The organism is Mumia sp. Pv4-285 (genome assembly GCF_041320275.1).
GTDB classification, from domain to species: Bacteria; Actinomycetota; Actinomycetes; order Propionibacteriales; family Nocardioidaceae; genus Mumia; species Mumia qirimensis.
This window is the reverse complement of the sequence record NZ_CP162023.1, coordinates 794,709-817,730: the sequence shown is the minus strand read 5'-3', so window position 1 is coordinate 817,730 and position 23,022 is coordinate 794,709. Positions and strand designations below refer to the sequence as shown.

Below are 23,022 nucleotides of genomic sequence, written 5' to 3'. Positions count from 1 at the left end.
CGGATCAGGGGGTGGGTGCAGCTTCTGACGCAGCGGAGTTCGTCTCCTGCCGGACGACGAACCTGCGGACCTTTCCCGAGACGGTCATGGGCAGCTGGTCGACGAACCGCCAGGCGACCGGGATCTTGAACCGCGCGACCTTGTCGGAGAGGTAGTCGGCGAGGTCGTCACCGGAGGCGCTGCTGTCTGGCGCGAGCACGACGGCGGCACCCACCCGCTCGCCGAGTCGTTCGTCGTCGATGCCGACGAGCACCGCGTTGAGCACCTGCGGATGCTGGACCAAGAGGTCCTCGATCTCGGCGGGGTAGATGTTCTCACCGCCTCGGATGATCACGTCGCGCGCACGGTCTCGGAACTCGAGGTAACCCCATTCGTCCATGACGGCGAGGTCGCCCGTGCGCAGGAAGCCGTCGGCCGTCATGGTCTTCGAGGTCTGCTCGGGATCGTCCCAGTAGCCGCTCATCACGTTGGGCGACTGGACCTGGATCTCCCCTGGGACACCGATCGGGCAGATCTCACCGGTCTCGACGTCGGCGATCCGGACGGTCGCTCCCGGAAGCGGCCGACCGACGGTCCGCGCGATCGTCTCTGGGTTGTCGGCCAGCGAGGTCGACGAGATCAGCGGACACTCGGACTGGCCGTACGAGATCACGGTCGGTGCATCCAAGGTCTTGCGGATCCGCTCGACCAGCGAGCGTCGGACCGTGGCCCCTCCCAGCGAGACCGACACCACCCCGGTCTGTGAGGCCTCGTCGCCGAGTCGGTCGAGGAGGTCGACCAACATCGTCGGCACACCGCCGACGCGGGTGACCACTCCCGTACGAAGCAGCGCAGTTGCCGCGACAGGGTCCCAGCGGTCGACCATCACGAACGCGCCACCGGTCATCAACCCGCCGAGGATGACGAAGCATGAGCCACCGACGTGGTGGTACGGCACGGGATTGAGCCACACGTCGTTCGGGGGGGTCACGTCGTGCAGGTTGCGCTGAAGCGCACCGTTGATCGCGCCGCGGTGGCTGACGACCGCACCCTTCGCCCTCCCGGTCGTACCCGAGGTGAACTGGATCAGGAACGGATCCGTGGGACGAAGCTCGGGGAGCGGACCCGGAGGTTGATCGCGCGCCCACGACAGCAGCCCGTCGAGACTGTGCACCGGGATCGCGCCTGCCAACGCCGACGCCCTCGGGAGGACCTCGTCACCGTTCGCGAACCTCCCAGCAAACATCAGCCCGGGCGTCGTGAGCTGGAGCCCGTGGACTGCCTCGTCGTCGCTCCACCCGGTGTTGAGCGGCGTGAGCACGGCGCCGGCGAGGGCGCACCCGTACAGCAGGACCACGTAGGGCACGGAGTTGCGCCCCCACACGGCGACACGACTTCCTGGTTCGACCGACCCGGCGATCGCCCGCGCCACGAGCTCGGCGTCATCTGCCAGCTGGGCGAAGGACATCTGCTGCCACGCGTCGTTCGCCCACCACGTGACGGCCGGGGTGTCCGCAAGCTCGGGGAGGCGACGGGCGAGGACGCCGGGAATGGTGTCCTCGGCCACCTCCCCCAGGAGGTCGGCGGTCCACAAGGACGTCGGGCCGACCTGTCGTTGATCAGCGAGGCTCGTGCGGGGTCTGCTCGGGCCCATGGCTCACTCCGGGATCTCGACGGCTTGGCCCGGGATGCTCCACTCCGACAGGTCCATGATCGTGTCGACGTGCTCGGCGATGTCATCGATCGACGCATCCGGGTTCTCGTAGCCCTTGGTGACCGCGATGAAGTTCCTGGCGAAGCTCCCGGCAACCGCGAAGAAGATCTCGCCCGACACCGAGCACGACTCGTGGCACAGATAGCCGACCATCGGCGCGACACGGTCGGGCGACATCTTGTCGTGGAGGTTCTCGGGAAGCATTGCTCTGGTCATGTCCGTCGCAGCTCCCGGGGAGATCACGTTGACCTTGATCCCCTTGCGCGCCCCCTCGACCGCGAGCGTCCGCGCGAGCCCGACGACCGCCGCCTTCGCGGAGGAGTAGTTGGCCTGGCCGAGGTTGCCGAACAGCCCCGCGACCGACGTCGTGAGGACGACCCGTCCGTACTCCTGCTGGCGCAGGTGCGGCCATGCAGCCTGCGTGAGGTCGAACGCACCATGGAAGTGGACAGCCAGGACCTCTGACAGCTCGTCGGCCGACATCTTGGCGAAGGAGCGGTCTCGTACGACCCCGGCGTTGTTCACGACGATGTCGACGCGACCGAATGCGTCCAGGGCGGTCTGGACCATCGCCTCGCCCGCACCAGGCGAACCAGCGGCCGCGTTGTGGGCGACCGCCGTTCCCCCTGCAGACTCGATCGCCTCGACCACGACCCCGGCGGGCGTCTGACCACTGTCGTTCTTGACGTCCAGGTCGTTGACCACGACCTTCGCGCCACGGTCGGCGAGCAGTCTCGCGTAGGCGTTCCCCAGGCCTCCGCCGGCGCCGGTCACGATCGCCACTCGGTCGTCGAAGCGAAGCTCTGACATCACACTCTCCTCGGCACTGCTGCGGTCAGGTCACCGCGAGTTGGCCCGAGTATAGCCAACCAACTGGTCGGCAGGTAAGGTCCTGGGACATGAAGAACGCAGTCGTCGTCGACACGGTCAGAACCCCCCGAGGGAAAGGCAGGCCCGGAGGGGCGCTCAGCGAGATCCATCCGCAGGAGCTGCTCGCCGGAGTGCTGCGCGAGCTGGAGCAGCGGAGCTCGCTCGACACCTCCGCCGTCGCCGACGTGATCACCGGCTGCGCCAACGCGCTCGGGAGCCACGGCGACAACGTCGGCCGCTTGGCCGCTCTGGCCGCGGGCTGGCCGGTCACCGTTCCTGGCATCACGCTCAACCGTGCGTGCGGTTCGGGCCAGCAAGCCATCAACGACGCCGCGATGATGATCGAGGCCGGCCAGGCCGACGTGGTCGTGGCGGCCGGCGTCGAGATGATGTCGCACTACCCGCCGCCGACACGTCTGACTCTCGACGGCGGCAACGAGCGCCTGCGTGAGCGCTATCCGATCATCCCTCAGGGCATCTCCGCCGACCTCATCGCGACGATCGAGGGGTTCAGCCGTACCGACGTCGACGACCTTGCTGTCGAGTCCCATCGCCGCGCGGCCGAGGCCATCGCCGGCGACCGGTTCGCGCGCTCCATGATCCCGGTGATCGCGCCGGACGGCTCAGTCGTCCTCGACCACGAGGAGCTCCCCCGTGCCACGACGGCCGAAGGGCTCGCCAAGCTCAAGGCATCGTTCGGCGAGCTCGGGAGCCAGACCTTCGAGGGGTACGGCGAACCGTTCGACACCATGGCCGCTCGGGTCTATCCGGAGGTCGGCGGCATCGAGCACGTCCACCACGCAGGAAACTCCTCCGGCCTCGCCGACGGGGCTGCCGCCGTGCTCGTCACCAGCGAGGCGTACGCGCGAGCACAGGGCTGGAGTCCTCGTGCCCGGATCGTCTCTGCGGCGAGCGCCGGCGCTGAGCCCGTCATCATGCTCACCGCGCCCGGCCCGGCGGCCGAGCGGTGCGCCTCGCTCGCGGGCATGTCGTTGCACGACGTCGACCTGTTCGAGGTCAACGAGGCGTTCGCGTCCGTCGTGCTGCGCTTCAGCCGGGAGACCAAGGTCGACCTCGACCGCATCAACGTCAACGGCGGCGCGATCGCCCTCGGCCACCCGATCGGCGCGAGCGGACCGACCCTGATGGCGACCCTTCTCGACGAGCTCGAGCGCACCGACCGGGAGACGGGGCTGGTCACGATGTGCACCGGCGGCGGCATGGGCACCGCCACCGTCATCGAGCGGATCTGAAGTGCGCCCGACGGCGCGCCCACCGACGACATGAGAGCAGTCCTCGTCACGGACCGGACCGGACCGTCCGGCGTGCGCGTGCACGACGTACCCGAGCCCGAGCTCCAGCCGGGCCACGTCCTCGTCGAGGTCAAGGCGGCGGGTGTGACCTTCCCCGACCTGTTGCTCACCCACGGGCGCTACCAGGAAGTCCCGGACCTTCCCTTCGTGCTCGGCGGTGAGTTCGCCGGCGTCGTCCGGAAGGCGTCGTACGGATCCGGGCACAAGGTTGGTGACCGGGTGGTCTGCTCCAGCTATCGCGGATTCGCCGAGCTCGTGTCGGTGCCGAGCGGGCGCGTCATGCCGCTGCCGGCCGAGGTGCCGTACGAGATCGGGGCCTGCCTGCCGGCGAACTACCTCACGATGGTCTTCGCGCTGCTCCACCGAGGTCGCCTGCAACGCGGCGAGCGGGTTCTGGTGCACGGCGCGTCGGGCGGTGTCGGTGTGGCCGCGATCCAGCTGGCGCTGGCGCTGGGCGCGTCGCAGGTCATCGCCGTCACGTCCAACCTGCCCTCGGCGCTCGACCCGCGCGTTCACGTGGTGCCGGCCGAGTCGTTCGCGGCGCACACGGACGCGCTCACCGTCGGAGCCGGCGTCGACGTGGTCGTCGATCCGGTCGGCGGGGAACGACTGGCGCGGTCGCTCGCCTGCATGTCTGCCGGCGGCCGTGCGCTGGTCATCGGTTTCGCCGCAGGCACGATCCCGACGATCTCGGTCGACGCTGCCCTCGAGCGCAACATCGACCTCGTCGGGGTCGGCTGGGGCAGCTACCTCGAAGGGAATCCCGACGAGCTGCATCGGGTATGGGACCAGCTGATGGGCCTCATGCGTGAGGACCGGACGATCCGGCCGGTCATCGACCGGATACTCCCCCTCGAGGGCGCCGAGGAAGCGCTAAGAATGCTCGAGGCACGTCAGGCGCGCGGGCGGGTGGTTCTTCGCCCGTCACCGGCCGCGACCAGGTCACACGGCATCGCCGACTCGTGATCCGCCACCCAGCGTCGGTGCGAGCGAGCTCGTCGTCGTACCAGGCGTTCCCCTCGCGTCCCCGCCATCCGTCGTCCGAGAGGGACGCCAGACGCCACGACACGTACGAGAAAGCGCCCGCCACGTCCCCGTCGACCGTGATCACGTGGTTCGACACGGCGTGCAGGGTGTGGTCGTACCGCTCGTGCAGGCGGGCAAAGTCCGACACGAAAGTCTCCCGAAGGTCCCAGACCCCACCCTCGCCGTAGTCCGCGCGCACGTCCTCGGCGAAGATGTCGGCGAACAGGTCCCACCTCCGACCGTCGACCGCGAGCCCGTACAGGTTGAGGAGCTGCTGGATCAGCAGCTCGTCGCTCGGCACAGTGCCGATCCCCCTGACCTACGCCGGCGCCACCTGCCGGGACTCCTCTGCGATCCGGCGCGCCTCCGCGTAGACCGCCTTGCCGTTCGGACCGCGCGGCACCGTCTCCACGATCGCGATGTGCCGCGGTGCCTTGTAGCTCGCCAGGCGATGCTTCACATGGCTGATCAGGTCGTCGAGGCCAGCCACGGGGGCGTCGGGATCAAGGCTGACGACCGCCGCCACCGTCTGCCCCCATTCCGGATCCGGAAGCCCGATCACCAGGACGTCGGCGACGCTCTCGTGGTCGAGAATGACTCCCTCGACCTCCTCGGTGAAGATCTTCTCCCCACCTGACGTGATGCACAGCGAGTCGCGGCCCATCAGCTGGATCGTGCCGTCCTCGAGCACGATGGCGCGGTCACCGGGCACAGATGCGCGCTCGCCGTTGACGAGGGGGAACGTCCGCTGGGTCTTCTCCGGGTCCTTGTAGTAGCCCAGCGGCAGCCGTCCGGTGACGACGAGCGTCCCCACGACGGAGGAACCGGGCTCGACCGCCACGCCGTCATCGTCGAGCACCGTCGTGTTCGCCCCCGGGCTGAACCGACCGGTTGGCGGGATGTTGCCCTTGGTCGCCATCGACCATCCCATGCCGAAGCCCTCTGACGACGAGAATCCGTCAAGGATCGCCGCCTCCGGCCAGAGCTCGAGCAGGCCTTCCTTGCTCGCCTCGCTGAGCATGCCTCCCGAGGAGAGGAGGTGACGGACCGAGGACACGTCCCAGCGGTCGGGATCCTCCGCGCGCGTGGCGAGGATCCGTCGCGCGAAGACCTCGCCGGCGATGGTGAGACTCTGCACTCGGTGCCGGTCGATCGTGTCGAGCAGCTCCACGGGATCCAACGTGGGCGAGACCAACGACGCCACAGCACCGCCCTTGTGCATGGCCATCGTCGCGCCGAACCAGCCACTGCCGTGCATCATCGGGCTGCACGAGATGTGGACCGGACCGGGCTCGACGAGCGTGCGCCGGATACTCGCCTCGAGGTCATCGAGGTCGAACGAGATGCCCGCGACGTCGTTGATCTGCCGGAGCATGTCGATCACCCGCCACATGACACCCTTCGGCATGCCGGTCGTCCCGCCGGTGTAGAGGAGGAACAAGTCGGCACCCGAGCGACCCCACGACGACCGGACCTGCCCCGCATCGGCCGCAGCCGCCTGCTCGTAGGGGACCGCCCACGGGGGACACTCCTCGGTGCCGTCGTCGACGTGGAGGTACTGACGGACCTTGCCCAGCCGCCCTCGCAGCGCCGCCATCGTCTCCGTGAAGGCGCCGTGAAAGACCACCGACGTCACGTCGGCGTCCTCGAACAGGTACTGCAGCTCCTCGTCGCGATAGCGGTAGTTGGTATTGATCGCCGGGATGCCGATCTTGAAGGCCGCGTGCTGGACCTCCAGGTACTCGGGGCTGTTGCGGAGATAGAGCGCGACGCGGTCGTCATGGCTCGCACTGCTGTCGAGCAGCGTGCGTGCGACGCCGTTCGCGCGGGTCTCGAACTCGGACCACGTGAACGTCCGGTCGCCATGCGCTTGGGCCAACGCGTCGGGCAGGTGTGCGGCGATCGTCTCCCAGACGGTCGCGATGTTCTCGAGCTCGGGCGAAACCATGGTGAATCCTCCTGCGAGATGGGGCCGATCGGTCCGTCAGCGCGACGACGTCCGTGGCGGGCGGGGTAGTCCCAGGCGTTGCTGGGCGATCACGGTCTTGAGCACCTCGGAGGTGCCGCCGTAGATCGTGGCGATCTGCGACTCGCGGTAGAGGTGCTGCAGCGCAGCGGCCGCAGACTCACGAGTGCTGTCTGGGTTCGCGAGACCGTCGACCCCCGCTGCGTCGAGCAGGGATCCGCTCGCGCGCTGGAGAGCCTCCGTGCCGTAGACCTTGGCGATGGTCCCCTCGACCGCGCCGGCCTCCACCGACTGTCGCGACCACGACGCGTACGCACCGAGGAGCCGGGCGACCTCCGACGACGTCGCCGCGCGCCCGAGTCGGGCCAGAACGCTGGGATCGTCAGACCGTCCCGCGTCGCGGGCCCACTGCACGCCCGCGGTCACGAGGCGGCGTAGCTGCGCGGCGAACTCGCCTCCGCGTTCGAAGGCGAGAGCGACGTTGACGATCTCCCAACCCTGACCCTCGTCCCCGAGCCGGGCAGAGTCGTCGATGCGGAGGTCGGAGTAGTACGTCACGTTCGTTCGCTGTCCGCTGAGCGTGAAGATCGGTGAAGCGGAGAAGCCGGGCGAGTCGGTCGGCACGAGGAACAAGGTCAGGCCGGCATGCTTCGGCGCGTCCGGGTCGGTCCGCGCCAGGAGGAAGACGTAGTCGGCGGCGCTGCCCATCGTCGTGAAGATCTTCTGGCCGTTCACGACCCACTGGTCTCCGTCACGGACGGCGCGGGTTCGTACCGACGCGAGGTCCGAACCTGCACCTGGCTCGCTGTAGCCGAGCGCAAGCACGATCTCGCCCCGGCAGATCGGCCGCAGGAACGCGGCTCTCTGCTCGGGAGTCCCGACTCGTCGGATCGCCTCACCGATGATCTGTGTGATCGCAAGGCCCTCGACCGGCGCGCCAGCGGCTGCCAGCTCCTCGTAGACGACGTCGCTGAGCGCGCGGGGCCACGCCTGGCCACCCTCCTCCCGCGCCCAGTGAGCACCCACCCATCCGCGCTCGGCCATCGCCTGATGGAACTCGTCGTCGTGGTAGTTGCCGGACTCGGCGACACGCGCCTTGACCGCCGGTGTGAGGTGCCCAGCGACGAAGTCCCGCGCCTCGGCGCGCAGCCGATCTGCGCGTGTGTCGGTTCCGAAGTGCATCACGCCACCCCTGCCAGGGCCGCCGCGCCGACCGACGCCCACAGCGTTTCAGGATCGCCGCCATGCAGGGACAACCCCTTCGCGCGCCGCAGGTAGAGCTGCGGGTCGTACTCGAGCGTGTAGCCATAGCCGCCGTGCACGTGCAAGCAGACCTCCGCCGTCCGTACGGCGACCTCCGCGGCGTTCGCGAACGCCGCCGTCGCCGAGGTCGTCCAGTCCGAGACGCCTTCGTCGTGCCGCCACGCGGCCGCACGGGTCAGCAACCGGGCTCCGTCGACCTCCAGTGCCACCTCGGCCAACGCGTGCTGGATCGCCTGGAACGAACCGATCGGGACGCCGAACTGCTCGCGCACGATCGCGTAGTCGACGGCGATCTTCAGGGACCGCTCGGCGACTCCCACGCACTCAGCAGCGGTCATCGCGTACCAACGGGCGACACCGTGACGCCAGGCGTGGGCCGCGCCGTCTCCGCGGGCCAGCACCCGCATCTCGACCGCGTCGCCGCCGAGGTGCCAGGTCGCTGCACCGGTGAACCCGAGGTCTTCGACGGGTTCCACGACAGCGCCTCGCGCCAGGACGAGCTCGTCGCCGTCGAGCACGACGAGACCGTCGGCTGCCGCTGCGCCCTTCACTGCGTACGCGGTCTCGCCGCGGACGGGCCGCGGGCTGAAGGTCACCATCCCCGCGACGCCCGACGTGCGCTCGGGCCTCGTCCCCAGACGGCTGGCCTCTGCGATCGTCAGCGTGGCGACGGCAGCCTCAGTCAGCGGCACACTGGCCAAGTGACTTCCGAGTCGCTCGGCGACGAGGACCAGATCGAGCAAACCGCTCGAACCACCCTCTCCGACGGCCTCCGCCAGCCCGAGCGCACCCATTCCGACGAGCACCGACCAGAGCTCGGGATCGAACCCGGCCTTCTCCGCGGCTCGCACCCGCGCACTCGAGGACTCACGGCCGAGCGCTTTCTCGAACGCGGCGACGATGTCGCGCTGTTCCGCGGAGAGCTCAAAGTCCACGCCGACTCCCTCGTCGTGCCGAGACTCGGCGGCCTCGATCATGGTATCTGTATACCCAACTGTCTAGTTGGTTGACAAGGGTTGGTCCGTCGCGACCCCTGTGGGCGCGAGTGCCTGCTCGAACGTCGACACCAGCCCAGCGAACATCGCGTGCGCAGCCTCGTAGCTCGGCGGCACCCGCAGACCAGTCCTGAAGTCGCTGACACCGACGGCGGCCAGGCTCGCCACATCGGCGAAGAGCGCGTCGTGGTCGATCTTGCGGTCGTCGGTGAACCGCGGCGGCAACGCGTAGGCGACCTGGAGCCGGTCGAAATCGCCCCCCTCGGCCTCGACGAGCGCTCGCATCTCACTCAGGTGCGACGCATAGTCCTCTGCAGGCACACCCCACGGGATCCAGCCGTCCGCGTACTGGGCGAGACGGCGCGCGACGAACGGCTTCACGCTGCCGCCGAGCCACACCGGCACACCGCCCGCGCGCGTCGGCTTCGGCATCATGTGGATGCCCTCGAAGCTCACGTGCTGGCCCGCGAAGCTCGCGACCGGAGCTGTCCACAGCTCTCGACAGACCGCCAGCTGCTCGTCGAGGATGCTGCCTCGCCTCACGTAGTCGACGCCGAGCGCCGCGTACTCCGCCTCCTGCCACCCGATCCCCACGCCGAGCTCGAACCGACCGTGCGACATCGCGTCGATCGTGGCCGCCATCTTGGCGAGCAGCACGGGCGGACGCAGCGGCGCGACCAGCACGTTGGTGCCGATCCGGACGCGCGAGGTCACGGCAGCCATGGCCGAGACGACGGTGAGCGCCTCCATCCACTCGCCGTCCGGGCCCGTCGGCTGTGCGCCGCCGGCTCGCCCCCCACGCCTGGGATCGGAGTAGTCGCCCAGGTCACTGCCGAAGACGACGTGGTCGCTGACGTAGATGCGGTCGACGCCCGCATCGTCGGCGGCGCGCGCCTGATCCAGCACGTGCCGCCAGTCGTCCGGCGCCGATGACGCGTAGTTGCGGACCGATACGCTCAGCTGCGGTCGCCGCGAGACATCCGCGAAGGCGCTCATCGCTGGTCCGGTCGCAGCTCGATGAACAGTCCCGTCGCTTCGGCGCACACCCGGTCTCCGTCGCTGAGGGTCCCCCGCAGCGTGCGCTTGCGGCCTTCCTGGTGCGCGAGCCGGACACGGACGTCGAGCACGCGGTCCAGCGGCGTCAGGCTGCGGAAGTCCACCGTCAAGGACGCCGTACGAGAGCGCTCACGCCCGCCGAGGTCCGAGGTGACACCGAGGGCGTCGTCGAACATCAAGGCAATGGCACCACCGTGCACGACGCCGTTGTTCCCGGCATGGAACCTGCCGAACCTCGTCGTGGCCGCAAGCTCGTCGTCCTCGAACCGGTCGACCCACAACGGTGGGCTGAAGGTCTGACCCCTGGTCGCGGAGGTGAGGAGGCGACCGAAGATCTGCTCGCTTCCGGACACCTCGTACGGCTCGAGCAGTGCGCGCGCTCGCTCCATCAGCGCCGTCGCCTCGGCGACCACGTCCTCGGGCGGAACCGCGCTGGCGAGCGCGTCCTGAAGTCTGCCCAGACTGGCGGTCATCTCGCGCCACCCCGGCGCCATCTGCTGGATGGCCGTCTCCGCCCAGCTCTTCCAGTGGGGGCTCAGCACTGCGATCCGGTTGTCGTCGTTCACGCCGGCGTCACCCGAAGAACTCGTACGAGGGGTCAGAATCACCGCGCCGGCCACCTGGGTAGCCCCCGCGCTCGGTCGTCTTCTCCCACTCGGGACCACCGAAGTGGTTGCGCGTCCAGTCCGAGACGACGGTACGTCGCAGGATTCCCCAGACGCCCTCACGACGCTCGAGCTCGTCGAGATAGCGGCCCGACATGACGGCCAGCTCGGGATGGCCGTTGTCGGCGTGAGGATGGCAGGCAAGGAAGTAGACCTCGGCGCGAGCACGGTCGCCGTCGAGCTCGATGTAGTGGTTGGTGATGTGGTGGTTGCCGACGTGGTCCCAGACCGCCTTCGCTCCGTCGACCACGACCTGCGCGAACTCGCGACCCGGGCCGTCGAACGGACCGTGGTGGTCGGTGCCACCCGCGACGTACACCGAGCGGATGAGATCGAGATCGGCCCGGTCGACACCTCTCGCGTAGCGGAAGAGCAGCTGTCGGATCTCTTCATGGTCACGCAGCTGCCCCACCTCACGTCGCAGCTGCTCAAGTTCGTCTTCCATGGCCAACCTGCCTGTCAAGGAACGCGCCGTCAGCGCTTCGGCTGCTGCGTACCCTACCAACTAGATGGTTGGAATAGAACCGTCTCGCGACGCTACGTCGAAGGTCCCACTGAAGCCGGAGCGGTCGATCGCCTCGACGAGCAGGGCAAGGGTCCTGCCCTGCCCGAATGGTCGGATCAGCGTCGGTGTCAGGTGCCGGTCGACCACCGTCAGGTCGTGCTCCTCGCACAGCCCGATCGCGCCGAAGACCTGGTGCGCGTTCCGCAGCACGCTCCCCGCGGCCTCCAGCATCGCCAGCCGCACAGCGAGGGCGTCAGCGACGCTCGCGCGGTCCCGCCGCACTTGGAACCACGTGAACGTGGCCATCTCGTCGAGGCCGTCGACGGCGACGGCGATGTCCGCGAGCCGCCAGCGGATCTCGCCGAACGTGGCGATCGCCTTCCCGAACTGGCGGCGCTGGGTGGCATAGCGGGCGGCGTCGGTCGCGACCGTCTGCAGCGCACCCGCGACCCAGAAGGCATCGAGCACGTACGACATCAGGACCGCCGACTCGGTCACGGCAACCCCACCAGCTCCGTCGCCGGACGCGAGGGCCACGGCTGTTCCGAAGGGGTCGAGCGGGGCGCGTACGGCAGCCGAGGTGGCGGAAGCACGACGCACTCCCCCTCCGTTCGCGTCTACCGCGATGGCGTGGTCGAACAGGTCCGCGTGCTCCAGGAAACCTGTGTCTCCATCGACGACGTAGAGGGCGTCGACGTCGGAACGCATCGCAGCCGGCACCGACAGGACACGAGCGACCGGATAGGGCGCGACCACCTCCCCGCACGCGCGTACCGCCAGCACGGCCGCCGACGACTCCACCTCCTCACCCCACGGATCTAGGTCGAGGATCCCGAGCGACTCCAGCGCAGGTCGCAGCTGCTCGACCCGCACTGCCGCCTTCTCCTCTGCGGCACGAGCAAGCTCCACGCCACCGAGTCCGGCCAGCGACGCCCGTACGGCGCTCTGGAGATCGCGCGCCTCCGATGCCCACGTACGTTTCACTGCTTCGCCTCCTGCATCAGCGAGCGAGCCACCAGCATCCGCTGGATCTCGATGGTTCCGGACGCGATCGTGGCCGAACGCGCGTAGCGGTAGACGTCCTCAGCGTGCGAGAGCAACCCGCCGGAGGCTGGCCGCAGCCCTGCTGGGCCGAGGATGTCGAGAACCAGGCCGGCGACCTCCTGGTCGAGCTGGATCGACGCGATCCGCGCGCCTGACGCTGCACGGTCGGTCAACCCGCCCTGCTCCCGCAGCGCGATGGCACGGTGGTTCAGAAGCCTCGCGGTTCGTGCATGCACCAGCGCGCGGGCGAAGTCGGCACGCGAGGCCGGGTCCGCGTCGCGGGTGGTCTCGGCGAGCTCCGCGAGAAGGCGCTCGTCTCGCGCGTACCTCGGGATGCCGACGCGTTCGTGGTTGAGGACGTACTTGATCACCTGCCAGCCTTCGTCGACCTCGCCGAGCACGTCGGCAGGCGTCGCACGAACCTCGTCGAAGAAGACTTCGTTGAGATGCTGCTCCCCCATCATCGAGGCGATCGGGCGGACACTGATGCCCGCGCGGTCCATCGGCAACAGGAAGATGGTGACCCCGCGGTTCTTCGAGCGGCCGTCATGGCTCGTCCGGGCAGCGAGAAAGCACCAGTCCGCGATCGGTGCGTACGACGTCCAGATCTTCTGACCGTTGACGACCCAGCCGTCATCGTCAGCCGTCGCGGGCAACGACAGCGACCCGAGGTCGCTCCCCGACTCGGGCTCACTGAACCCCTGGCACCAGATCCGTCTCCCGGCCGCGATCGGCGGGAGGTGCGTCCGCTTCTGCGCTTCGGTGCCGAACGCCATGAGGGTCGGACCGACCCAGCTCAACCCCATGTACTGCGGGCCGCGGGGCTCGAGGTGGGCCCACATCTCCTCGCGGAGCACCGTGGACTCCCACACCGATGCGGCAGCGCCCCCGTACTCGACGGGCCAGTCGATGGTGAGCAGGCGCTCCGCGGCGAGCCGGTCCAGCACGGAGCGGACGACACGCCGAACCTCGGGATCGTCGCTGAACGGCCCCGCCCAGTCATCCGGGAGCAGCTCTGTCAGCAGCTCGCGCAGGCGGGCACGAAGCGCATCGGCGGGGTCACCCAGGTCGAGATCCACATCCACTCCCTCGTTCGCTTATGATATAGATCATTTATATCAGCCGGGATGGTTCAGGCAAACCTCTGCCCGAACTTCGACGACGCGTCCATGAGCAGACGGGAGATCGGCATGGCGATCGGTCTGACACTGAGCGATCCGAGACTCGTGGTGACGGAGGCGAGGCAGGCCGAGGCCGCGGGCTTCGACCTGGTGGCCGTGGGCGAGCACGTGTTCCACCACGGCGGTGCCCCGAACCCGTACGTGCAGCTCGCAGCGGCTGCCGCTGCGACGACACGGATTCGGCTCCTCAGCAGCGTGAGCCTGCTTCCCCTCTATCCAGCAGCGCTGGCCGCCAAACTCGCGGCGACCCTCGATCTCGTCTCGGGCGGACGCTTCGATCTCGGCGTCGGCGCCGGCGGAGAGTACGAGGCGGAGTTCGCGGCCGTCGGGGTGGACCCCGTGACGAGGTTCCGCAAGCTCGACGAGTCGCTCGACGTCCTCCAGCGGCTGTTCACCGGCGAGCGAGTCTCCTACGACGGCGAGTACACCGTCCTCGACGACGTCGCCCTCGATCCGCCTCCCGTCCAGGACGGAGGTCCACCGATCTGGCTCGGCGGCCGGGGCGATGGCGCCCTGCGTCGCGCCGGTCGCTTCGCGCAAGTCTGGATGCCGTACATGGTCACGCCCGACCGGCTCGCGGAGGGCCTGGTGACGGCGAGGCGACAGGCAGAAGAGGTGGGACGCGATCCCGCCTCGATACGTGGTGCGCTCTTCGCGTTCGTCTGCGTCGACGACGACGCGGTCTGGGCACGACAGACAGGCACCGCAACCGTCAGTCGCACCTATCAACAAGACTTTGCACCGCTCGCAGCTCAGTACCTCCTGCTCGGCTCCTCCGACGACGTCTGCTCCCGTATCGCCGAGTTCACCGGAGCAGGCGCAGAGACGATCGTCCTGCAGGTCGCCGCCACCGGCCCTGTCGACCGTCGACGCGTCATGCAGACCCTGATCTCAGAGGTCCTGCCGAAGGTGGCCGCTTCATGACTCGTTCGCACGCCTACCTCGACTCCGACGGCCCCGTCGCCCAGCTCGTCCTCAACCGGCCCGACAAGCTGAACGCCATCGACACGCAGATGCTGCACGACATCGAGGCCGCTGTCGTACAGGTCGAGAAGGATCGCTCCATCAGGTCGTTGGTCGTTCGGGGCTCTGGCCGCGCCTTCAGCGCCGGCGCGGACCTCGTCGCCGGTCGCGCCCGCGTCGACGATCCGGACGACCTCAGCGCCCACGCCGACCTCTGGCGACGGGCGCTGGACCGGTTGGCGGAGTGCCCGGTGCCGTCTATCGCCGCCGTCCACGGTGTGGCGGTGGCCGGTGGGTTCGAGCTGACGCTGGCGTGCGACCTCGTCGTCCTCGCGGACGACGCGCACTACGGCGACGGACATTCGATCTGGGGCCTGATGCCGAGTGGAGGTGCGTCCCAGCGGCTCCCGAGGATGGTCGGGACGCGGTTGGCCGCCTGGATGCTGTTCAGCGGCGAGCCGGTCGATCCGGAGCTCGCCCGCGCCTCAGGCATGGTCAATGCGGTCGTCCCTGCAGACCAGGTGCTCTCGACCAGCCTCGACATGGCCCGCACCCTCGCCGAGCGCAGCCCAGCCTCGATAGCCGCGATGAAGCAGGCGATCAGGGGTGGGCTTGACGCAGGTCCACTCGCGGCGGGCCTCGATCTCGAGAAGACCCTGCTCACCGCGCACATGGAAGGGCCCGACGTCCGCATCGGCATCGATGCCTTCGTCGATCGGACCAAGCCGGTCTTCAGCCGCGAGTGACGGTCCGGACCGGGACCTGCCGCCGTCCGCCGTGCTCGTCGAGAACGCGCACCTCACCACCGGACGACGCGACGAACCGCGATGTCGCCTTGAGGTGGGCTCGGGTCAGTCTCAGAGCCTCGCCTGCATCGCCCTGCTCGATAGCGTCGCTGATGCGTAGATGAGCGCGGACGACCTCGCGTCGCAGCGCGATCGCCGGGTACTGGCCCTCGACGACGGCCGAAGCCGCCCAGGTGAGCTCTTGGGTGTTCCACAGACCCTCGATGACGCCGACCAGGATCTGCAGGGTCTCGTTGCCTGCCGACATGACCAGGTGGTGGTGGAACTGGGTCGAGAGCTCGGTGAACTTGAGGCCGTCCTCCAGCTGCTCCTCAGCCTCCCGGGTCAGAGCGCTCAGCTCACGACCGATCTTGCGATGGTTTCGCCGGCGGGCGGCATGCTCGGCCGTCAAGGGCTCGACGAGGTTGCGGGCCTCGGCCAGGTCGGTGAGCGAGGTGTGACGCGAGTGCAGCAGCAGGCCGACATGGTACGCGGCGCCGGCAGGCTGCGGATGAGTGATGAGGATGCCGCCGCGCTTGCCCCGACGGACCGTGATCAGTCCCTCGGTCTCCAGGATGCGAAAGGCCTCACGCAGGCTCGGCCGGCTGACCGGGAACTGCTCCAGCAGCGCCGCCTCCGGCGGCAGCTCGGACCCGTCCACGAGGTCACCGTCGAGGATCCGCGATCGCAGCTGTGACGCCACCGCCTCCGCGACGCTCGGGGTGTTGAGCCGCTGGGGCTGGGGCATGGGGCGCGCCACCGTGGGCTCGCGCCCGTTGCCAGCCATGGGTTTCCTCTCCGGCGGCCGCGGAGCCCGCCTCGTACGCACTCTTGCTCGGTCACCGACACTAGCGCCTGGCGACGTCGTCACGACGAGTAGATGCCTCGCGCCACGTCTTCCACCGACAGGTTGGCAGCTGCGTCACGGAGCGTGACTCGGCCGCGTTCGAGAACGATCACCTCGTCGGCGATGCCGCCCAGCACCTCTTCGACCAGCTGCTCGACGAGCAGGATCGCCATACCCTCGTCGCGCAGCCGCTCCAGGCACTCGAACACCACGTCGACGAAGACCGGGGCGAGGCCCGACGACGGTTCGTCGACGAGCAGCACCTTCGGCCGCGACGCCAGCGCGGTCCCGATCGCCAGCATCTGCTGCTGACCACCTGAGAGGTCGGCTGCCCGCTGGTCACGGCGCTCCCCCAGGATCGGGAACCGGTCGTACAGCTCCGTCAGCGCGCTGTCGAGCTGCGCACGCTTCAACCGGTTGCCCCGGAGCCCGAGGAGCAGGTTCTCGCGCACGGTGAGATCGCGGAAGACCCGCTTGCCCTCCTGAACCACCGACATGCCCCGGGGAACCCGCCCCCACGGAGGAGTCTCGGTCACGTCCTCCCCGAGCAGCCGCACGCTGCCGGAGCGCAGAGGGAGGAGTCCGCACACTCCCGAGATCAGCGTCGTCTTGCCTGCGCCGTTGCGCCCGACGAGCGCGGTGATGCTGCCCGCCCGAAGCTTCAGCGACGCGTCCCACACGGCGACGAGGTCGCCGTACGCCACGCTCACGCTGTCGACCTCGAGCTCGAGAGCAGCTCCATGGTTGTCCACCGTCATCATCTGACTCCCGTCTCGTTGACGTCCGCGCTCGGCTCGACAGTCGACACGACGTCTGCGGCGGGCTCACCGCGACGCCCGAGGTAGCTGTCGATGACCCGCCGATCACGACGTACGACCTCTGGCGGACCAGAAGCGATGACCGTGCCGAGCTCCATCGCGAAGACCTGGTCGGCGGTCTCCATCACGAACGGCACGTTGTGCTCGACCAGGACGACCGTGCCACCTGAGTCGCGCGTGCGACGCATCAAGAGGTCGAGCTCACGCAGTCCTTCGTCGTCCAGGCCGGCTGCCGGCTCGTCCAGCAGCAGGACGTGCGGCTCACCAGCGACCGCACGCACGACCTCGAGGAGCCGGCGCGTGCCCAGCGGGAGCGACTGCGCGTCCTCGTTCGCGAGGTGGGCCAGGCCCGCGAACGACAAGGCTGCGAGTGCGGCCTCGCGATCCTTGCGGCGAACCCGGTAGTGGACCGGCAGGCGCAGGATCGCTGCGATCAGGTTGAGGCCACCGTGGCGGAGCCTGCCGGTCTCGACCACCTCCAGGACCGTCATGCGCTTGGGGATGAGCGGCGTCTGGAACGTACGGCCGACGCCGAGGCGTGCGACCTTGTTGGCCTTGAGCCCGACGAGCTCGACGTCGTCGAGCTTGATCGTTCCCGCGTCAGGGTGCAGCACGCCCGACACGGCGTTGAGCAGGGTCGTCTTGCCAGCCCCGTTCGCGCCGATGATCGCGGTGATGGTGCCCGGTTCCACAGTCAGGTCCACGCCGCTGAGCGCCTTGAGACCAGCGAACGCCTTGGTCACCCCGCGAATCTCGAGTCTCTGCCCTGGGATCGAGAGTGCCGCGTGGCTCGCCTCCTCCTCGACGCTCTCGATCTGAGACGGGCGGGCGAGGTATCGGCGATCGACCTTCGTGATCACCCGGCGAGCGATGCCGGCGAGACCTGCCGACAGCGCGATCCCGACCACGATGAGGAACACGCCGTACGCCGCGACTGAGTAGCGCTCGAACGATGCGGCCTGCAACGGTCCGAGCACGAGGATCGCTGCGCCGACCGGCGCGCCCCAGACGCTGTCGGCCCCGCCGAGGACGGTGGCGGCGAGCAGGGCGATCGTCAGCGTCATCGTGAACGAGTCGGGGCTGATGAACCCTGCCATGTAGGTGTAGAAGACCCCGGCGATGCCCGCCGGCAGTGCACCGATGACGTACGCCTGGACTCGCAGCCGGTAGACCGACCCACCGAGCGTCTCCGTCAGAGTCGGGCTGGCTGACAGCACTCGCAAGATCGTGCCGAAGCGCGACACCACCATGTTCCGGAAGATGATCATCCAGATGAACGTCAGAGCGATCGTCACCTGGAAGAACTCCGGCCCGTACAGCACTCGCCCGAACAACGTCGGTCCGATGATGCCGGGGAGCCCCGCGCTGCCACCGGTGACACCGTGGAAGATCGAGACCATGCTGGGGATCAGCAGGATGAAGAAGAACGACACCAGCGCCAGCGACCAGTGGCTCAGGCGCAGACCGGGGATGCCCGACACCAGCCCCGCGATGGCCGCGACCACGACCGCGGCCCCGATCGCGAGCAGGATGTCGGTGTAGCCCTCGTTGTACAAGATGGCGGCCACGTAGGCGCCCGCCGCGAACACCGCAACCTGTCCCAGCGCCAGCTCACCGGCATAGCCGAAGCTGAGGTTCAGTCCGCTGCAGACGAGCGTGTAGACCGCGATCAGCATCACCTGGCGCTGCCAGTAGAGATCCAGTCCGAACAGTGGCAGCTCGATCACGAGGATGAACACGAGCACAGCGACGAAGGGCGTGCTGACCGTGAGGGTCCGAAGCTTGCCGAGCATGGGTCACACCGTCCTGACGCCGCGTTGACCGAAGAGGCCGCTGGGTTTGAGAAGCAGGATGAGCAGGAGCAGCCCGAAGAGCAGCAGCGGCGGGTACTCGACACCCAGGTAGCGGTTTCCGAACGCCTGGACGAGTCCGATGACCATCCCGCCGACGATCGAACCCAGAAAGCTGCCGAACCCGCCGACTGCCAAGGCGACGAACCCGAACACGGTCAAGGTGATGGTGATCCCGACGCTCGCACCGGTCTTCGGTACGAGCACGGGGCCAAGGAGGCCGGCCAATGCGCCAGCGAGGGCGAACGACCCGGTGCGCAACGCCGCAACGTTGATCCCCCGCACCTTGGCCGCGTCCGGATCGCTGGTGGCGCCACGAGCAGCCAGACCCCACAGGCTTCGTCGGGCGAAGAGATGGAACCCCACGCCGACGCCGACCGCCATGACGATGAGCCAGACGTCGACCGGTGAGATCCGTCCGCCGAGGAGGGTGAACGACTCCTGCCCACCGAAGAAGGGAACGGACCGCGGCTCGTCACCCCAGGTCGCCATCAGGACGCCTTCGATCACGACGAGCGCACCGACTGTCGTCACCAGCAGCGCGTGCGAGTCCTTGGTGATGACCGGCCTGATCGCGACCAGCTCCTCCACCACCGCCACCAGCGCCCCGAGGACCGCGCCGCACAGCGCCGCTGCCCACCAGGGCATGCCCTGCTCGACCATGACGAACCAGGTGAAGAAGCCCGCGAGGACGACGAGCGCGCCGTGGGCGAAGTTGAACGTCCCACCGAACGTCATCGTGATGTTGTAGCCGATCGCGATGAGTGCGTAGACCGCACCGACCGACAACCCAGCCCAAACGACGGTCATGAGTGCACCCCTGTCATACGGAGGTCAGCGTGGCCAGCGGGTTCGCCGGTTCCCCGAACCATATGACGTCGGTCACTCCAAATCAACTAAATGATTAGGATCCGAACTCGTGAACTTCCCTTGACGCTCGTCGAGCGCTGTGGTTATGGTCACATCTGAATCATATAGAGGTTATATGGTCACGTGCTTCGCGGGAAAGGATCTGCAAAATGAGGTTGGAACGCACTGCGCTGTTCGGCACACTCGCCTCCGCGCTGCTGGTCGTGAGCGGCTGCGCCAGCTCCGATCCCGGGGGTTCGGACTCGTCCTCCGATGCCGAGGGCCCGATGGTGATCGAGAGCTTTCAGGCCCTCAGCGGGCCAGTCGCCCCTGTCGGTGAGGCGATGTCGATCGGCAACAAGGCGGCGGTCTCCGTCATCAACGCCGACGGAGGTGTTCTCGGCGAGCCGCTGGAGCTGAACATCACCGACAGCGGCGGCAGCCCCGACCAGCTGGCGGCCAAGCTGCAGGAGCTCCTCGCCGGCGGACTGCCTCACGCGGTCCTGCCGGGCAGCGCGTCGGAGATCCCGGCCGGAATCCCGATCCTCGACAACGCGAAGGTGTTCACGTCGCAGCACTTCACCGCCGACACCTTCAACGATCCGAAGGAGTATCCACTCGTCTTCGGCAACGCTCACACCATTCCCGACTACGTCGCGAGCTTCGTCGCCAAGCTGAAGGAGGACGGCTACGCGAGCGTCGGCGTGCTGAACTCGGACGACGCCTCCGGCCAGGCGTTCCAAGCGGTGGCCAAGCCAGCGCTCGAGGAGGCGGGCATCGACGCGACCTTCTCAGCGGTCTCCCCGAGCGCGGTGGATGCCACCCCCCAGATGCAGCAGGTCCTCGCCGACGACCCTGACGCTCTCGTGCTCGCGGGCTACTTCCCGGGCGCCACGGCGGTCGTCGCGGCACGCGCCAAGCTGGGCACCGACATCCCGACCATCTCCGCGCAGACCTTCTCCGCGAACAACCTCGACTCGATCGCCGAGCCTGCCGCGCTGGAGGGCATCGAGTTCCAGCAGCTGGCGGCCAACGTCAAGGGCACGCCGCAGACCGAGTCCGAGGCCTTCCAGAAGTTCTACGAGGCGGTGAAGAAGGAGGCCGGAGGAACGCTCCCGTTCCCGATCAACACCTACCTCGTCGCCTATGACGACGTCATGCTCGCCGCTTACGCCGCCGAGCTCGCCGGGAGCTTCGATCCCGAGAAGATGACGGCGGCCCTGGAGAAGGCGACCCCGGAGGACATGCCCAACTACGTGATGCCGGTGGGCTTCTCTCCCGAGAACCACTTCCCGAACGTCACCGAGGAGGACTTCGTCTTCGTCCCGTACTCACCGACGGAGAACGGCCTGGTCGTTCCGTCGGGCGGCTGACCGGTCCCACCCGAACCCGGACGAGCGGGGCTGCTCCGAGCGGAGCAGTCCCGTTCGCGCGTTCGTCGACTCTCAAGGGAGTCCCTCTCTCTCCAAGGAGCACACCGATGGGAATCACCCTCGACCCAGAAGAACGGGCTGCGCTCGTCGGCACACACGGCGAAGGAGTCCTCGCCACGACGACACCCACAGGCGCCCCGGTTCCCCTCCCCGTCTGGTACGTCGTCGTCGACGACGTCCCCTACGTACGCACGCCGCGCTCGTCGAAGCGGCTCCGGCACATCGAGAAGAATTCTCGGGTCTCGCTGCTCGTCCATGCGGGCGTCGCATGGCGTGAGCTCCGCGGCGTCCTCATCGGCGGGCACGCCGAGATCGTGGAGGATCCCGCCCTCGCGGCAAGGATCGAAGAGGTCTTGAACGAACGCTTCGCCGACCTGCTCCCTCCACCGCTGCCTGCCAGGGTCTCCGGTGCGTACGCCGAGACCGTCATCCTTCGCATATCGCCCGACCGCGAGCCCGTGAGCTGGGACAACCGGAAGGTACGGCTGTGAGCGACCGCCTGCGCCGGCTCACGACCTACGCGGTCCTGATGGCGGCGGTCACGGCGTTCGCCCTGCTGCAAGCCATGGTCATCCCGGTTCTTCCGGCGATCCAGCACGCGCTCGGCGCCGACGCCCGCAGCGTCTCCTGGGTGGTCAGCGCATACCTGCTCTCCGCAGCCGTCGCGACGCCGCTCATCGGTCGCGTCGGAGACGTGTACGGCAAGAAGCAGGTCCTCGTCGCCGTCCTCGCGGTCCTGTCCATCGCCTCGCTCGTCGCCGCGTACGCACCGTCCCTCGAGGTGATGATCGCGGCCAGGGTCCTGCAGGGCGTGGGCGGGGGAGTGATGCCGCTCTCGCTCGGCATCGTCCGCGACGAGTTCAGTGCCGAGCGCACGTCCGCCGCCGTCGGCACGCTCGCCGCCCTGGGCGGGATCGGCGCCAGCGTGGGACTGGTTCTCGCGGGTCCGCTCGTCGAGCTGCTCGGCTATCGCGCCTTGTTCCTCGCCCCCATGACGCTGACGGCGATCACCGCCGTCGTAGCCGCGGTCGCGGTCCCCCGCTCGCCGAGCGGTTCCGGCTCCCTGTCGTGGCTCCCGGCGCCGTTCCTCAGCATCGGCGTCGCGGCGTTCCTGCTCGCGACGACCCAAGGGACCGCGTGGGGGTGGCTCGCTCCGCGCACGCTCGGGCTCTACGCGACTTCAGTCGTGTTCGGCGCACTCTGGATCCGGCTGGAGCGGCGCGCGGAGCATCCCGTCATCGACCTCGACATGCTGCGGCTTCCCGACGTGCGTTCGGCCAACGTCGTCTCCTTCCTCCTCGGCCTCGCCATGTTCGGCGTGTACTCGTACGTGCCGCAGCTCCTGCAGACACCACGAGGGACGGGCTACGGCCTGGGAGCAACGGTGTCCGAGTCGGGCCTCGTCCTCGCCCCGATGGCAGTCTGCGTGTTTCTCGGCGGCATCGTCGCGGCGCGCCTGACCCGCCGGTTCGGTCCGCGCCGCGTGGTGACCGGTGCAAGCCTCGTCATGTCGCTCGCCCTGCTGACCCTCGTCGCCGCACGCTCGCAGACGTGGGAGATCGCCCTGACGCTCACGGCATACGGCTTCGCGCTGGGCATCAACCTGGCCGCCCTCTCGACCGTCGTCGTGGTGGCCGTGGACGCGGGGCGGACCGCCGTCGCGAGCGCCGTGAACTTCAACGTCCGCAACATCGGAGGCGCGGTCGGGGCGGCGTTGATGGCGACCGTCGTCACCGCCGGTCTGCGGGCTGACGGCGTGCCGCGGGAGTCCGGATACACCGTCGGCTTCGTGGTGCTGGCGGTGACGATGCTCTGCGCGAGCGTGCTGGCCATGACGCTTCCTCGCGACCGGGCACACCTACCGTCTGCTCAGGTCACCTCGACCGCGACCTGACGGCTG

General features: G+C 68.6%; 21 protein-coding genes and 1 pseudogene. 7 read left to right on the top strand and 15 right to left on the bottom strand.

Annotation, left to right across the window (positions count from 1 at the left end):
• Positions 1 to 4: 4 nt before the first annotated feature.
• On the bottom strand, positions 5 to 1,633 hold the full coding sequence (locus AB3M34_RS03875; protein WP_370617768.1) for a class I adenylate-forming enzyme family protein: 1,629 nt from the start codon (positions 1,631 to 1,633) through the stop codon (positions 5 to 7).
• Between the two features lie 3 nt (positions 1,634 to 1,636).
• On the bottom strand, positions 1,637 to 2,503 hold the full coding sequence (locus AB3M34_RS03870; protein WP_370617767.1) for an SDR family NAD(P)-dependent oxidoreductase: 867 nt from the start codon (positions 2,501 to 2,503) through the stop codon (positions 1,637 to 1,639).
• 89 nt (positions 2,504 to 2,592) lie between these two features.
• Between AB3M34_RS03870 and AB3M34_RS03865 the strand changes: the two genes are divergently transcribed.
• Together AB3M34_RS03865 and AB3M34_RS03860 are read left to right on the top strand one after the other, a co-directional pair.
• Positions 2,593 to 3,816 carry an acetyl-CoA C-acyltransferase gene (locus tag AB3M34_RS03865; protein ID WP_370617766.1) on the top strand — a complete coding sequence of 408 codons (1,224 nt, stop codon included), beginning with the start codon at positions 2,593 to 2,595 and terminating at the stop codon, positions 3,814 to 3,816.
• Between the two features lie 30 nt (positions 3,817 to 3,846).
• Complete coding sequence (locus AB3M34_RS03860; RefSeq protein WP_370617765.1) at positions 3,847 to 4,842, top strand: NADPH:quinone oxidoreductase family protein; 996 nt, start codon at positions 3,847 to 3,849, stop codon at positions 4,840 to 4,842.
• A 46-nt stretch (positions 4,843 to 4,888) separates the two neighbouring features.
• On the opposite strand, the pseudogene AB3M34_RS03855 reads toward AB3M34_RS03860, so the two are convergent.
• The 9 genes and pseudogenes from AB3M34_RS03855 to AB3M34_RS03815 form a co-directional block, all read right to left on the bottom strand.
• Positions 4,889 to 5,203, bottom strand: a pseudogene (locus AB3M34_RS03855) (nuclear transport factor 2 family protein); the annotation flags it as partial.
• Between the two features lie 18 nt (positions 5,204 to 5,221).
• Positions 5,222 to 6,850: an AMP-binding protein gene (locus AB3M34_RS03850; protein ID WP_370617764.1), complete on the bottom strand. Its 1,629-nt coding sequence runs from the start codon at positions 6,848 to 6,850 to the stop codon at positions 5,222 to 5,224.
• A gap of 36 nt (positions 6,851 to 6,886) precedes the next feature.
• Positions 6,887 to 8,050, bottom strand: coding sequence for an acyl-CoA dehydrogenase family protein (locus AB3M34_RS03845; RefSeq protein WP_370617763.1), 1,164 nt, complete (start codon positions 8,048 to 8,050; stop codon positions 6,887 to 6,889).
• The gene (locus AB3M34_RS03840; RefSeq protein WP_370617762.1) at positions 8,050 to 9,108 is read right to left on the bottom strand and encodes an acyl-CoA dehydrogenase family protein; all 1,059 of its coding nucleotides are present in this window, start codon (positions 9,106 to 9,108) and stop codon (positions 8,050 to 8,052) included. Before AB3M34_RS03840 ends, AB3M34_RS03845 begins: the two co-directional genes overlap by 1 nt.
• A gap of 21 nt (positions 9,109 to 9,129) precedes the next feature.
• Entirely contained in the window at positions 9,130 to 10,122 is a 993-nt protein-coding gene (locus AB3M34_RS03835) for a TIGR03619 family F420-dependent LLM class oxidoreductase (RefSeq protein ID WP_370617761.1), read from the bottom strand.
• Positions 10,119 to 10,748: a PaaI family thioesterase gene (locus AB3M34_RS03830; protein WP_370617760.1), complete on the bottom strand. Its 630-nt coding sequence runs from the start codon at positions 10,746 to 10,748 to the stop codon at positions 10,119 to 10,121. The genes AB3M34_RS03835 and AB3M34_RS03830 overlap by 4 nt, the downstream gene beginning before the upstream one ends.
• Before the next feature lie 7 nt (positions 10,749 to 10,755).
• The gene (locus AB3M34_RS03825) at positions 10,756 to 11,292 is read right to left on the bottom strand and encodes a nuclear transport factor 2 family protein (RefSeq protein WP_370617759.1); all 537 of its coding nucleotides are present in this window, start codon (positions 11,290 to 11,292) and stop codon (positions 10,756 to 10,758) included.
• A 60-nt stretch (positions 11,293 to 11,352) separates the two neighbouring features.
• Positions 11,353 to 12,336, bottom strand: coding sequence for an acyl-CoA dehydrogenase family protein (locus tag AB3M34_RS03820; protein ID WP_370617758.1), 984 nt, complete (start codon positions 12,334 to 12,336; stop codon positions 11,353 to 11,355).
• Positions 12,333 to 13,475 carry an acyl-CoA dehydrogenase family protein gene (locus AB3M34_RS03815; protein WP_370617757.1) on the bottom strand — a complete coding sequence of 381 codons (1,143 nt, stop codon included), beginning with the start codon at positions 13,473 to 13,475 and terminating at the stop codon, positions 12,333 to 12,335. Before AB3M34_RS03815 ends, AB3M34_RS03820 begins: the two co-directional genes overlap by 4 nt.
• Positions 13,476 to 13,565: 90 nt before the next feature.
• On the opposite strand from AB3M34_RS03815, the gene AB3M34_RS03810 reads away from it, so the two are divergent.
• Together AB3M34_RS03810 and AB3M34_RS03805 are read left to right on the top strand one after the other, a co-directional pair.
• Positions 13,566 to 14,501: an LLM class flavin-dependent oxidoreductase gene (locus tag AB3M34_RS03810; RefSeq protein WP_370617756.1), complete on the top strand. Its 936-nt coding sequence runs from the start codon at positions 13,566 to 13,568 to the stop codon at positions 14,499 to 14,501.
• Positions 14,498 to 15,286 (top strand): enoyl-CoA hydratase/isomerase family protein, encoded by a 789-nt coding sequence (locus tag AB3M34_RS03805; RefSeq protein ID WP_370617755.1) that lies wholly within the window; start codon positions 14,498 to 14,500, stop codon positions 15,284 to 15,286. The genes AB3M34_RS03810 and AB3M34_RS03805 overlap by 4 nt, the downstream gene beginning before the upstream one ends.
• On the opposite strand, the gene AB3M34_RS03800 is transcribed toward AB3M34_RS03805, so the two are convergent.
• From AB3M34_RS03800 to AB3M34_RS03785, 4 genes are all read right to left on the bottom strand, one after another.
• Positions 15,273 to 16,112, bottom strand: a complete 840-nt coding sequence (locus tag AB3M34_RS03800) for a FadR/GntR family transcriptional regulator (protein ID WP_370617754.1) — start codon at positions 16,110 to 16,112, stop codon at positions 15,273 to 15,275. The two genes, AB3M34_RS03805 and AB3M34_RS03800, sit on opposite strands and share 14 nt — an antisense overlap.
• 80 nt (positions 16,113 to 16,192) lie before the next feature.
• The gene (locus tag AB3M34_RS03795) at positions 16,193 to 16,924 is read right to left on the bottom strand and encodes an ABC transporter ATP-binding protein (RefSeq protein ID WP_370617753.1); all 732 of its coding nucleotides are present in this window, start codon (positions 16,922 to 16,924) and stop codon (positions 16,193 to 16,195) included.
• 5 nt (positions 16,925 to 16,929) lie between these two features.
• On the bottom strand, positions 16,930 to 18,783 hold the full coding sequence (locus tag AB3M34_RS03790) for an ABC transporter permease subunit (protein ID WP_370617752.1): 1,854 nt from the start codon (positions 18,781 to 18,783) through the stop codon (positions 16,930 to 16,932).
• A 3-nt stretch (positions 18,784 to 18,786) separates the two neighbouring features.
• A complete protein-coding gene (locus AB3M34_RS03785; RefSeq protein ID WP_370617751.1) occupies positions 18,787 to 19,650 on the bottom strand; it encodes a branched-chain amino acid ABC transporter permease in 864 nt (287 codons plus the stop codon).
• A 209-nt stretch (positions 19,651 to 19,859) separates the two neighbouring features.
• On the opposite strand from AB3M34_RS03785, the gene AB3M34_RS03780 reads away from it, so the two are divergent.
• From AB3M34_RS03780 to AB3M34_RS03770, 3 genes are all read left to right on the top strand, one after another.
• Positions 19,860 to 21,062, top strand: a complete 1,203-nt coding sequence (locus AB3M34_RS03780; protein ID WP_370617750.1) for an ABC transporter substrate-binding protein — start codon at positions 19,860 to 19,862, stop codon at positions 21,060 to 21,062.
• 107 nt (positions 21,063 to 21,169) lie between these two features.
• On the top strand, positions 21,170 to 21,613 hold the full coding sequence (locus tag AB3M34_RS03775; protein ID WP_370617749.1) for a pyridoxamine 5'-phosphate oxidase family protein: 444 nt from the start codon (positions 21,170 to 21,172) through the stop codon (positions 21,611 to 21,613).
• Positions 21,610 to 23,016 (top strand): MFS transporter, encoded by a 1,407-nt coding sequence (locus tag AB3M34_RS03770; protein ID WP_370617748.1) that lies wholly within the window; start codon positions 21,610 to 21,612, stop codon positions 23,014 to 23,016. The genes AB3M34_RS03775 and AB3M34_RS03770 overlap by 4 nt, the downstream gene beginning before the upstream one ends.
• Positions 23,017 to 23,022: the final 6 nt, after the last annotated feature.